Source organism: Pseudomonas shirazensis (assembly GCF_050496565.1).
GTDB classification, from domain to species: domain Bacteria; phylum Pseudomonadota; class Gammaproteobacteria; order Pseudomonadales; family Pseudomonadaceae; genus Aquipseudomonas; species Aquipseudomonas shirazensis_A.
Window position 1 is genome coordinate 14,205 of sequence record NZ_JBNWAE010000015.1, and the last position, 11,066, is coordinate 25,270.

General features: G+C 60.8%; 12 protein-coding genes. 1 reads left to right on the forward strand and 11 read right to left on the reverse strand.

Annotated elements, in window-relative coordinates; all coding sequences use genetic code 11:
• Positions 1 to 144: 144 nt before the first annotated feature.
• The 5 genes from moaE to ACQZ2L_RS19870 all read right to left on the reverse strand — a co-directional run bounded on the left by moaE (position 145) and on the right by ACQZ2L_RS19870 (position 4,249).
• Positions 145 to 591: a molybdopterin synthase catalytic subunit MoaE gene (gene moaE, locus ACQZ2L_RS19850; RefSeq protein WP_430327497.1), complete on the reverse strand. Its 447-nt coding sequence runs from the start codon at positions 589 to 591 to the stop codon at positions 145 to 147.
• Positions 592 to 593: 2 nt separating this feature from the next.
• Positions 594 to 839, reverse strand: coding sequence for a molybdopterin converting factor subunit 1 (gene moaD / locus ACQZ2L_RS19855; protein ID WP_430327498.1), 246 nt, complete (start codon positions 837 to 839; stop codon positions 594 to 596).
• The gene (gene moaC, locus ACQZ2L_RS19860; RefSeq protein ID WP_186701072.1) at positions 836 to 1,309 is read right to left on the reverse strand and encodes a cyclic pyranopterin monophosphate synthase MoaC; all 474 of its coding nucleotides are present in this window, start codon (positions 1,307 to 1,309) and stop codon (positions 836 to 838) included. The genes moaD and moaC overlap by 4 nt, the downstream gene beginning before the upstream one ends.
• A 95-nt stretch (positions 1,310 to 1,404) precedes the next feature.
• On the reverse strand, positions 1,405 to 2,799 hold the full coding sequence (locus ACQZ2L_RS19865) for a PhoH family protein (protein WP_430327499.1): 1,395 nt from the start codon (positions 2,797 to 2,799) through the stop codon (positions 1,405 to 1,407).
• Between the two features lie 289 nt (positions 2,800 to 3,088).
• Complete coding sequence (locus tag ACQZ2L_RS19870; protein ID WP_430327578.1) at positions 3,089 to 4,249, reverse strand: polysaccharide deacetylase family protein; 1,161 nt, start codon at positions 4,247 to 4,249, stop codon at positions 3,089 to 3,091.
• A gap of 150 nt (positions 4,250 to 4,399) precedes the next feature.
• On the opposite strand from ACQZ2L_RS19870, the gene yaaA reads away from it, so the two are divergent.
• The gene (yaaA, locus tag ACQZ2L_RS19875) at positions 4,400 to 5,179 is read left to right on the forward strand and encodes a peroxide stress protein YaaA (protein WP_430327500.1); all 780 of its coding nucleotides are present in this window, start codon (positions 4,400 to 4,402) and stop codon (positions 5,177 to 5,179) included.
• A gap of 63 nt (positions 5,180 to 5,242) precedes the next feature.
• Here yaaA and ACQZ2L_RS19880 read toward each other — a convergent pair whose 3' ends face one another.
• The 6 genes from ACQZ2L_RS19880 to ACQZ2L_RS19905 are packed head-to-tail and all read right to left on the reverse strand — an operon-like array spanning position 5,243 to position 11,061.
• Positions 5,243 to 6,469 (reverse strand): efflux RND transporter periplasmic adaptor subunit, encoded by a 1,227-nt coding sequence (locus tag ACQZ2L_RS19880; protein WP_430327501.1) that lies wholly within the window; start codon positions 6,467 to 6,469, stop codon positions 5,243 to 5,245.
• Positions 6,462 to 7,904, reverse strand: a complete 1,443-nt coding sequence (locus ACQZ2L_RS19885; protein ID WP_430327502.1) for a TolC family protein — start codon at positions 7,902 to 7,904, stop codon at positions 6,462 to 6,464. Before ACQZ2L_RS19885 ends, ACQZ2L_RS19880 begins: the two co-directional genes overlap by 8 nt.
• A gap of 7 nt (positions 7,905 to 7,911) precedes the next feature.
• Positions 7,912 to 9,087, reverse strand: a complete 1,176-nt coding sequence (locus tag ACQZ2L_RS19890; RefSeq protein WP_430327503.1) for an ABC transporter permease — start codon at positions 9,085 to 9,087, stop codon at positions 7,912 to 7,914.
• Positions 9,077 to 9,745 (reverse strand): ABC transporter ATP-binding protein, encoded by a 669-nt coding sequence (locus ACQZ2L_RS19895; RefSeq protein ID WP_430327504.1) that lies wholly within the window; start codon positions 9,743 to 9,745, stop codon positions 9,077 to 9,079. The genes ACQZ2L_RS19890 and ACQZ2L_RS19895 overlap by 11 nt, the downstream gene beginning before the upstream one ends.
• On the reverse strand, positions 9,742 to 10,599 hold the full coding sequence (locus ACQZ2L_RS19900) for a hypothetical protein (protein WP_430327505.1): 858 nt from the start codon (positions 10,597 to 10,599) through the stop codon (positions 9,742 to 9,744). Before ACQZ2L_RS19900 ends, ACQZ2L_RS19895 begins: the two co-directional genes overlap by 4 nt.
• 21 nt (positions 10,600 to 10,620) lie before the next feature.
• Entirely contained in the window at positions 10,621 to 11,061 is a 441-nt protein-coding gene (locus ACQZ2L_RS19905; protein WP_430327506.1) for a hypothetical protein, read from the reverse strand.
• Between the last annotated feature and the right edge of the window lie 5 nt (positions 11,062 to 11,066).

The window sequence follows — 11,066 nt, forward strand, 5'->3', positions numbered from 1 at the left end:
AAGGCACGGCTCCTGTAGGAGCGGCCTTGTGTCGCGAAAGGGGTGCGCAGCACCCCCAGCAATGCTGGCTGGTACCTAAATCAGAAGGCAAAGAAAGACAGCGAAAGACCTGGCACTGGTAACCCGGTCACCACCCCCGCCGAACTACCAGCGTTCGGCAGCCTGCTGATCGCTGTGCCTGCCCTCGACCCAGCGCGGTCCGTCTTCGGTGGTTTCTTTCTTCCAGAACGGCGCACGGGTTTTCAGGTAATCCATGATGAAGTTGCAACCATCGAAGGCCGCCTGACGGTGCGCGCTGGCGACGCCGACGAATACGATCGGCTCGCCTGGCTGCAACGTGCCGATACGGTGCAGCACCTCGACCTTGAGCAACGGCCAACGCTGCTCGGCTTCCACAACGATCTTGGCCAGGGCCTTCTCGGTCATGCCCGGGGCGTGCTCAAGGAACATCCCCGCCACTTCCCGGCCATCGTTGAAGTCGCGCACATAGCCGACAAAACTCACCACCGCACCCACGCCGGCATTGGCTGCGTGCATGGCATTGACCTCGGCGCCAGGGTCGAACGCCTGTTGCTGCACTCGTACGGCCATGTTCAGCCTCCGGTCACCGGTGGGAAAAACGCCACTTCGTCGCCATCTGCCAGTGGTTCAGCCAAACGGCAAAGGTCCTGGTTGCGCGCGCACATCAGGTTCTGTTCAGCGAGCACGGCGTAGGCCGGGCCTTTGCCGAGCAGCGCCTGGCGCACGGCTTCTACCGTCTCGAAGTCGCCCTCCAGGCGCTCACCGTCACGCCCAAGCTGCTCGCGATAACGGGCGAAGTACACCACCTCGACGCTCATTGCGCGGCCGCCTTGAAGTCGCCGCTCTTGCCGCCGACCTTCTCCAGCAAGCGCACCTGTTCGATGACCATGCCTTTGTCGACGGCCTTGCACATGTCGTAGATGGTCAGCGCGGCGACGCTGGCAGCCGTCAGTGCTTCCATCTCCACCCCGGTCTGCCCGGCGAGCTTGCAGCGGGCAACGATACGCACGGCATCAACGCCCTCGGCCGTGAGCTCGACCTTGACGCTGGTGAGCATCAGCGGGTGGCACAGCGGGATCAGATCACTGGTCTTTTTTGCCGCCTGGATACCGGCAATGCGCGCCACGGCGAACACATCACCCTTGGGATGATCACCGTCGACGATCATCTGCAGGGTCTGCGGCAACATGCGTACCCGCGCCTCGGCCACTGCCTCGCGCTGGGTCACGGCTTTTTCAGTGACGTCGACCATATTGGCGCGCCCCTGGGAATCGAGATGAGTCAGCACTGCTCTGCTCCTGTGAAGGGAGCAGAGAGTGTAAACCTGCAAGTCAGCTTTTCGCAGCGAAAATAAACGGGCGGCGAACCGCCCGGCCAGATGGCTTACATATGCGACTCGGCGTACTCGGCGAGCACCGAGCGCGGAACACCCTGCAGGGTGATGTGCACGCCGTGGGGGAAGTCCTTGAAGCGCTCGGTCAGGTAGGTGAGGCCCGAGCTGGTTGCGGACAGGTAAGGGGTGTCGATCTGCGCCAGGTTGCCCAGGCAGACCACTTTTGAGCCAGCACCGGCACGGGTGATGATGGTTTTCATCTGGTGCGGGGTGAGGTTCTGACATTCGTCGATCAGGATCAGGCTCTGCTGGAAGCTGCGACCGCGGATGTAGTTCAGCGATTTGAACTGCAGCGGCACCCGTTCAAGGATGTACTCGACACTGCCGTGGGTACTCTCGTCGTCCATGTGCAGGGCTTCGAGGTTGTCGGTGATGGCGCCCAGCCAAGGCTCCATCTTCTCCGCCTCGGTACCGGGCAAGAAGCCGATCTCCTGGTCCAGGCCCTGAACGCTGCGGGTGGCGATGATGCGCCGATAGCGCTTGCTGACCATGGTTTGTTCGATGGCTGCCGCCAGCGCCAGGATGGTCTTGCCCGAACCCGCTGCGCCGGTCAGGTTGACCAGGTGAATATCCGGATCGAGCAAGGCGAACAGCGCCAGGCTCTGGTGAATATCACGCGGTTTCAGGCCCCAGGCTTCCTGGTGCAGCAGCGGTTCCTGATGCAGGTCGAGCAGCAGCAGCTCGCCCTCGCGGATGCCTTTGACCCAGCCGACGAAGCCTTGCTCGTCGATGATGAACTCGTTGACGTGCACCGACGGCAACGGGTCGGTCAGTTGTACCCGGTGCCAGGTGCGGCCGCGCTCCTGACGCGTGTCGACCTTGTTGACGCGGTCCCAGAACGAACCGCTGACCGAGTGATAGCCCTTGGACAGCAGCGATACGTCGTCAACCAGTTGGTCGGTGCTGTAGTCCTCGGCGGCAATGCCGCAAGCGCGCGCCTTGAGGCGCATATTGATGTCTTTGGTGACCAGCACCACGTCCAGATCCGCACGTTTGGCGCGCAGCTCCAGCAGCTGGTTGATGATGATGTTGTCAGCGAGGTTTTCCGGCAGCAGGCGATTGGGCTCGCTGCGTGGGCCCATCAGGATCGACAGGAAGCCTTTCGGTCCGCTTTTGCCCCGCTGGATCGGTACGCCCTGTTCAACGTCATGGGGTGAGGCGTCGGCCAGGGTCTGGTCGATCAGGCGAATGGCCTGGCGGCAATCGGCGGCGATGGTCTTTGTGCCCGTCTTGAGCTTGTCGAGTTCCTCCAGCACCGTCATCGGGATGGCGACGTGGTGCTCCTCGAAGTTGAGCAGGGCGTTGGGGTCGTGGATCAGGACGTTGGTATCGAGCACATACAGGATTGGCTTGCTGGAGGAAGGGTTGCGTCCATGGTCATCCATACTCGGGCACCTTATGTCAGAACCGCGCGACGCATTCTGGCTGCGTCGCAGAGTGACACCGTTCTCCCCGTATCCGCGTTGTTACGGGCGGGGGGCTCACCTGGCAAAGGAGGGTCTGGATGACGCCACCTGTGCTGCAGGAATCGGCTGTCTGGTTCTTTCATACCGCAAAAACGATGAACAAAAAAAGCTTTTTTACGTGTTGATGAAGTTTATTTTTCCGAATGACGATCCGACCTTGGCGAAGCCCCTGCATGGGTCTAGAGTCATATATCAAGCTTAATCGTCATCACCCGCCTACGTCGCTCTGCGCCGTTGCGCCAGCGTCTGCGCCGCGCCCGTATTCCTTGCAATCCTGCCAACCGATCCCGCTCTGCACCGTGTGCTGCAGCAGCCACTCCAGCGCCGTCTGAGCCTTGGTCTGGTTGTCATGAAACTGGATAACGCCCTTGCGCCATAAAAGCATCAGCGTCACCACACGCTGGGCTGATGCCTCGGCGGTAAGAACACCTTCGTCCATTGCGTCGATATCCCACAACGACACCTGCAGCCCTTCGCTGGCCATGAACGCCTCGCCATCGCTCCGGCGCTGGCCATAGGGCGGGCGGAACAGCGGCACGTACTGCTCGGGCAACTCGGCCTGCACCCACGCCTGGCTGCGGCGCAGCGAATCCTGCCAACCCTGCCACTGCGCGTGGGAGCGGTACTCCCAGCCCTGGATGCCGACACACTGCTTGCGGTACACATCCTGCAATCGGCCAGCGCCGCTGTCGCGGCGCTGCTGCAGGCGATTGCCGAGGACGAAGAAGGTCGCATTGAGCTTCTGACGCCGCAGGTAGTCCGCCAAGTTGTCGGTGCTGCTGCCCTGCCCGCCCGGGCCACCAACAAAGGTCAGCAGGAACATCCGGTCATTCAGTTCATCGCCATTGCGCTCGCGGCTGGACAGCCGTTCGATCTCGCTGCTGGTCTGCGGGAACAGCGCCGCCTTGCGCAGCTGTTCATCCAGGTAGCGCCGATGGAAGCTATGGCTGGGTTCGGTCCAGCCGGCATAGAACTCGCCGACATCGGCATTGAACGTGGCCGCCCGGGTGCGCAATTCGGCCATCGACTCGAGCGGATAGCAGAACGACGCATCCTGCTCGCAACTGCGCTGCGCCTGCTGATAGTTCTGCCACAGCCGCTGCCACATCCGCGCCCGCACCGCGCGCACTACCGGCAGGTTGACCTGCCTGAGCTGAAGCCGCGCTGCCAGCGCCGGCTCGTCAAGCATTTCGCTCTCCTGCAGCACCTGGGCAAACGACAGGATCTCGGCCCGTGACGCCACATCGAACAGCACCGGACTGTCCAGTTGCTCAGGCCACAGGCTGCGATCAAAGCTGGCCGGGACGACCGGGGCGGCTTGCACGGCCAGGCTCAACACACTGGCCAGCACGGCCAAGGCAATGCGCACGATCAAATTCTCCATTTCATCCTGGCCGGCACTATAGCGCGACCCTGGTCGATGTTCCGTGACTATGTTCTCTGACTATCGTCGGCATAGTTTGGACTTGCCCGGCTCAGCCCGTAGAATCGGCTGCATTCGATTTCAGGAGCCGACCCGATGCTGACGGTGATTTCCCCCGCCAAGACCCTCGACTACGACACCCCACCGGTGACCGAGCGTTTCACCCTGCCGCAGTATCTGGACCACTCGCAGGCGCTGATCAGCCAACTGCGCGACCTGAGCCCGGCACAGATCAGCGAGCTGATGCACCTCTCGGACAAACTCGCCGGCCTCAACGCCGCCCGCTTTGGCAGCTGGAGCGCAGACTTCACCCCGGACAACGCCAAGCAGGCCCTGCTCGCGTTCAAAGGTGATGTGTACACCGGCCTCGACGCCGAAAGCCTCAGTGAAGACGACTTCAGCTATGCCCAGGATCACCTGCGCATGCTCTCCGGCCTGTACGGCCTGCTGCGCCCACTCGACCTGATGCAACCCTACCGCCTGGAGATGGGCACCAAGCTGGCCAACCCACGCGGCAAGGACCTGTACGCCTTCTGGGACACGCGCATCAGCGAATGGCTGAACCAGGCATTGGCCGAGCAAGGCGACGACGTGCTGCTCAACCTGGCCAGCAACGAGTACTTCAGCGCAGTCAAACGCAGCGCGCTCAAGGCACGGATCATCAATGTCGATTTCAAGGACTGGAAGAACGGCCAGTACAAGATCATCAGCTTCTACGCCAAGAAAGCCCGCGGGATGATGAGCCGGTTCGTGATCCAGGAGCGGATCGCCGATCCGGAGCAGCTCAAGCAGTTCGATGTGCAGGGTTACTACTACAGTGTTGAACAGTCGAAGCCGGATCAGCTGGTGTTTTTGCGGGATCATCCTGAAGAGTGATGCCGCGTATAGGTACATGAGGCTGCCAACTGCGGCCTTTTGTCGTCGCAAGCCTGGCAGCCCCTACTGCACCCATACCGAGCCCGTCTCAAGCCCCCGCACCTCGACACCTTGCGGCACAGCGCCAACGGGCGTGACGGTAACCTTGCGTCCGGGCTGATAGTCGTTTGCGCGATAAAGCACGTAATGGCCCCCGGCATCATCGGTGCGAAGCGCTGCTGCTGGTACCGCAACCCCCTTCTCATTTCGGTGCAGTAACACTGTCACCTGTGCGCTCATCCCCAGCCGAACGCCCAGCGCGATCGGGTCTGGCTGAGTCTCCAGAGCAATCAACAAATCGAACCAGGCGCCCTGGCCCTCCTCCGTCTTGGCCTGCTGACCAACCGCGACGACCCGACCGTTGAGCATGTGCCCAGCAAACCCCTCACCGCTTACCTGAACGAACATTCCCACGTGGACCTTATGCAAATCGCTTTGCTCAAGTGCGGCGCGCACCTGTAGCTGGCTCAGATCGACCAGCACAAACAGCGGCGTGCCTTGATTGGCCAACTGGCCAACCTGCAGCGCAAGTTGACGGTCCTCGCTTGGCCGAGGCACCAGCAGCCCACTGAACGGTGCGCGGACCTCGCGTTGGTTGCGTAACGCCGCCAATTCGCGCTGGCGCGCTTGAGCAGTGTCGAGTTCAATGCTCGCCAGTCGCAAATCCACGCCATGCCCGCGCTCGCGGGTCTGCCGCAAATGCTGCCTTGCAGCGAGCAGGTCCTGCTGCAGCATCATCATTTGCTGCTGCAAGGTCTCCACTTCCTGGCGGGCGACGATACCCCGGTCGAATAGCCGCTGCGTTTGCTTCAAGGCTACCTGCGCGAGTTCCAGGCTGCTGCCGGCCATAGCCTGTGCACGTTTGGCCTGGGCCATCTCCGAGCTACTTGCCCAGGTTTGTAGCTGCCGCAACGCGCGCTGGCTCTGCAGCAACTGCGCTTCCGCTTGGCGTACCTGCGGGTCCAGTTCAGCAGTGTCGAGTACAGCAATGATATTTCCCGCTGCCACCTGCTGCCCCGGTGCTATCGGCAGCGCCTGAAGCAGGCCAGTAAAAGGCGCCGCCACGGTCACTTGACGAGTAGCCTCAATCCGCCCGAGCACGCCAAGGCGCTGCTCGATCAGTTGCGGCTCGATCCGCAGCCATGACCCGTCGCGATTTTCGCTCACCTCTGCCCCCCAAGGGCGCCATGGACTCAGCAGGAGACAGCCAAGCACCAGCATCAAAACCGCAAACACCTGCTGCTTAGTCATTGATGGCCACATCCCAGCTGTCCAGCGTTGTGCCCAGAACCAAGTCAAGCGCGGACTGCGCATTCAGATAGGCGATCTGCGCGTCCAGCCGTGCACTCTGTGCGCTGCGCAGGTCGCTCTCGAAACTGAGCACCTGAAAGTTGCTCGACAGGCCAACCGCAAGCTTCTCCTGTTCGATGGCGAGCTTGCGCCGTGACAGATCCAGTGCTCGCCCGGCGATTTGCAACTGGCGCCAACTGACCTGCACTTCGCGCACGCCATTGACCACCTCGCGCTGCAGTTGCTGGCGGGCGTCGGCCAGTTGCAAGCGTCGACTATCAACGGCGACTTGGGCCCGTACCAGCCCTTGCCGGCGGCTCAAGTCAGTAATCGGAATTTCCAACTGCAGCCCCAGATAGTGTTCCCACGCCTTACCCGAATTTGGCCGCTCACGAGCTTGGCTGGCCGCACCAATCAACGACAAGTCCCATCGCTGCTGATCTTTGGCCAGGCACAGGTTCAGGTCTGCTTGCTGATCTGCGAGCAGCTGCAGTAGATAGGTTGGCTGCAAGGCTTCAGCCTGGGCTAAAGCACGCCTCGGATCTAGCCTGATCGGCTCGGCCTCAGCCTCTTCGCTGGCTCGCAAGGGCGTGTCCAGGTCCAGAGCCAGTGCTTGCAGTAGCGCCAGGCGGCCAGCGTGCAGGTGATTGCGACTGCCCTCCAGAGCCAGTTCCTGATTGGCCAGCTCTGCTTCGGCCTGGACGATCTCGAACGCGGCCATGCGCCCGGCGGCGATCAGCTCGCGGTTGACGGCAATGAGTTGGCTGGCACGTTGCCGTGCATCATCGGTGATGTTTAGTTGTTCCTGCGCGCGTAACAGTTCGCGATACAAGCCAATGATGCTAGTGATGGTCTGTGACACCTGATCTTTGAGGGCCAGTCGATTGGCCTGCTCAGCCAGTTCCGCCTGATGCAACGGTGCCATGGCTATGTCACGCCCGGCACCTCTGAGCAGCGGCTGGATCAACATCAAGTTAGCGCCGTCCCGATAACGCGGCCCAGCTGCATTGGCCCGAGTCTGGCCGTACGCCCAGTCGAGACTCATGCGCGTGCCGTAAGCCGTCAGCAGGCTCGCGCTGGGCATCAACTCCGCCTGGCGATAGCGATCGTCCTGATTGCGATTGGCCTGATACTGCGCCTTGAGTGAAAGTTGCGGCGCGTAGCGGTCAGCCGCAACGCGCAGCTCGAACCTGTCAGCAATTCGCTGCAAGTACGCACTGCGAATACTGCGGTTGTCGCGCAGGGCCAAGGCAATCGCGTCGCTGAGGTTCAACACCAGTCCGTCACGCGCCGCCACCGCCGAGGCCGAGACGGAGCCCAGCGAGCTTGGACTGGCGGGGCGCAAAGCGGCTGCGGTAATACCTGGCATGATGCAGAGCAGCAAGCAGAGGTTCATCAACCGATCACTCATCACGCAGCGCTACCACCGGTTGCAGCTGTGCAGCGGCGAGCGCCGGCTGCAGACCAAAAAAGATTCCGATCAGCAGAGCGCTGAACATGCCCAATGGCAGCGACCATGGATCAAGGTCGAAAACCCAGCCAGACAGCCATGCAAACAGCCAGGCAGCCAGCAATCCAACCAACGCACCGAGCACTGCTCCGCCACTTGCCAGGATCACAGCCTCAAGCAGGAATAGCCAGGCAATATCCATAGGCCGCGCGCCGAGCGCAGTACGCACGCCGATCTCTCGCCGCCGCTCGGTGACGCTCATAAGCATCACGTTCATCACGCCTACGCCACCAACAAGCAACGCGATACCTCCCAGCCCCGCCAGCAGCCAGCGGAACAGACGCGCCTGGCTGGCCATGCCATCGAGCAGCTGCTGAGGTACCTGCACCTCGACTTCGGTACCGGGCAATTGTCTGCACAGGTAGTCGGCTAGTTCTCCAGCCGCAGCGGGCAGGCTCTGTGGATCGCGCCCCAGCGCCACTACTGCGCTGATCTGCGGCGCCGAGGACAAGCGGCGCATGCCTGGTAGTGGTATCAGCACTCCGTCATCGACCGCCACTGGTAGCATCGGGTTGTAACCTAGCGGGCCAAGGATACCGATCACTTCGAACAGATAATGGCCTAGCTGGACCTGATCACCCACGCTGGCCTGCAGCTGTTGCGCAGCAGTCGCGCCGAGCAGCAGATACGGGCTTTGCGCGTCATACTCTGACAATAATCGTCCTTGGGCGGCGGCCAGCTTGAGCACAGCGGCCAACGCCGGAGTGCTTCCTGCAACCATAAGCGGTCCACTGATGTTGCCAAGGCGTACCTCGACGGGCGCCATCGCCAGCGGAGCCGCAGCGATCAGTTGCGGTGAGAAAACTGATAACTGCAGCGATTGAGCAGCACTAGGCACTTCGACATCATGCTGCAAAGTAGCGACCAGCAGCTCGCTGCCCATGCCCTGAAATACCTGGCGGGATTGCACCTCAGCGCTATGGCCTACATTGAGCAATGCCACCACTGCAGCGCACCCCACGGCAATGCCGAGCAAGGCCAACCAGGCCCGACGGCCCATAGCGCCCAAGCTCACCACCGATTCGACCAGCCGCTGCGAAGCACTCGGGCCATACCTTTCAGCTAGCATCGCAGACCTGACCCGCTTCAACATTCAGGCAGCGCTGCATGTGACTGGCCATCGCCGGATCATGGGTAACCAGCAACAGCGTCACGCCGCGCTCACGGTTAAGTGCTTTCAACAGCTCTAGGACGTCTGCAGCAGTATCGCCATCAAGGTTGCCGGTGGGCTCGTCGGCGAGTAACAACTGCGGCTCCCCGACCAGAGCGCGGGCGATAGCGACACGTTGCCGTTGGCCGCCAGAAAGCTCGGCTGGCCGATGACTCATACGCAGCTCCAGGCCAACGGCCTGCAACTGCTGTTTCGCGACGCGTCTGGCCTGCGGCATAGACACGCCGCGATAGCACAGCGGCAATGCAACGTTGTCTAGCACAGTCATTCGCGGCAGCAGATTGAAGCTCTGGAATACAAACCCGATACTGCGGTTTCGCACCACTGCGCGTTGCGCCCTGCTGGCTCCGGTCATGTTCTGGCCACAGAGCAACACACGACCTTGGCAGGGTTCGTCCAACAGACCGATCAGATTGAGCAGTGTGTTTTTCCCTGATCCGGAGGGGCCAATGATGGCGCAGGTTTGGCCGTGAGGGATCGACAACGAGACATCGTTCAGGATTGCCTCGCCGCCAAGCGAGCGACGGAGGTGTTCAAGAGAGATAGCGGCGCTCATGAGGCGCCGCCCTCATTTCCGAGACCCTTGGCACCGCCTGAATCACCGGCCACGTTCTCTCGCTCTGCAGCCGGCTTCCACTCATTGGCAACCATGTCGAGGAGCGATGTATTGAATTCTGGCCATTCTATTTCCACTGCCCCCATCTGCATGCGGATCATGGCCTCGTAGTTACCATATGCAGCAACTTCAATTCGCGGCAGTGAATCGTAATAATGGATAGTCTCCAGCAACGCTTCATCGCTGCGTCCGGTGCGCTGACGTTCAATATCCATCTTGTCGATTATATATCTGGCCCACTCCTGATGCTGGGCATCAGCCTCCCACGATGCCGCGCGACGCTCATTAACCGTAAAACTGCCGCTCTCATCATAGGTAATCAGGCTGAGTTGATCACGCGACAGCCCCTTGAATGGATTACTACCCTCGCCATTGATGAAATCAGTGGCATGCCGTGCCCTGTCAAGTAATTCGACATTACCGGTATCCGGCTTCTGCGCGTCGTAAAATTCCTTTGCTGATGTGTAATTGGCCCCACCAATCCTGTCCCTGATCTGCGCGGCCAATTCCGCCAACTCCTTGCGTGAGAGCAGGCTGTCACGATGGGCTGCACGCACAGCGGCGTCGCTTAATTGCTTGGCCAAAGGTGACAACTGCGGTTCTTCTTCTGCAACTGCAGGATCCATTTTCCCAACAGTCTCAGCTTCAGAGAGCTGGGCCTGGCGCCTGACGACGGTAGCATTAGCTGCAGCAGAAGTAGAAAACCCTGGTTTGTTCACAGCATCCACATCAATTACCTCTGGTAGTTTCAATCTCAAGCAACCGTGTTCGAGCGAATACAGTCGCTCAAACACGGCCCGACACATCACTCCGAACTACTTCATTGAAAATTCGACCTTCCAGCTGTAGTCCGCAGCGGTGCTGGTTATGGTTGCTGCGCACGTAGCGCCGCCACTGGGCGTTGCGGTTTTGGTCCACTGCGGCTGTTTTATCCCGCCTGGCATCATCCGCATCTGGAAAGTTGTACCGAACGCGCAAGTCTTGCTGCCCATGGTGTAGCGGACCATAGCTGCATTAACGTCTGGGCTAATAATTCGCTGGACGCGGAAGAGTGTCGAAGTGTTCGCCTCTACCTTTTCGCGGGGCTTTGGATTAGCGACCTGATACGTGCTGGATTCGTTGGCTGTAACGATCTTCAGCACAGCTTGCTCGCGTCCTAGATTCTTGAACGTGACATCGACCAGAGGTCCCGCCTGCGCTACCCCGACGGCCAACAACGCCACTGCACTCACCACGCCCATAACTGAATTTTTCATTGCTG

Coding starts and splice junctions, on each gene's coding strand:
- moaE (WP_430327497.1), bottom strand. CDS start 591: ATGGCCGTACGAGTGCAGCAACAGGCGTTCGACCCTGGCGCCGAGGTC.
- moaD (WP_430327498.1), bottom strand. CDS start 839: ATGAGCGTCGAGGTGGTGTACTTCGCCCGTTATCGCGAGCAGCTTGGG.
- ACQZ2L_RS19865 (WP_430327499.1), bottom strand. CDS start 2,799: ATGGATGACCATGGACGCAACCCTTCCTCCAGCAAGCCAATCCTGTAT.
- yaaA (WP_430327500.1), top strand. CDS start 4,400: ATGCTGACGGTGATTTCCCCCGCCAAGACCCTCGACTACGACACCCCA.
- ACQZ2L_RS19880 (WP_430327501.1), bottom strand. CDS start 6,469: ATGACTAAGCAGCAGGTGTTTGCGGTTTTGATGCTGGTGCTTGGCTGT.
- ACQZ2L_RS19885 (WP_430327502.1), bottom strand. CDS start 7,904: ATGAACCTCTGCTTGCTGCTCTGCATCATGCCAGGTATTACCGCAGCC.
- ACQZ2L_RS19890 (WP_430327503.1), bottom strand. CDS start 9,087: ATGCTAGCTGAAAGGTATGGCCCGAGTGCTTCGCAGCGGCTGGTCGAA.
- ACQZ2L_RS19895 (WP_430327504.1), bottom strand. CDS start 9,745: ATGAGCGCCGCTATCTCTCTTGAACACCTCCGTCGCTCGCTTGGCGGC.
- ACQZ2L_RS19905 (WP_430327506.1), bottom strand. CDS start 11,061: ATGAAAAATTCAGTTATGGGCGTGGTGAGTGCAGTGGCGTTGTTGGCC.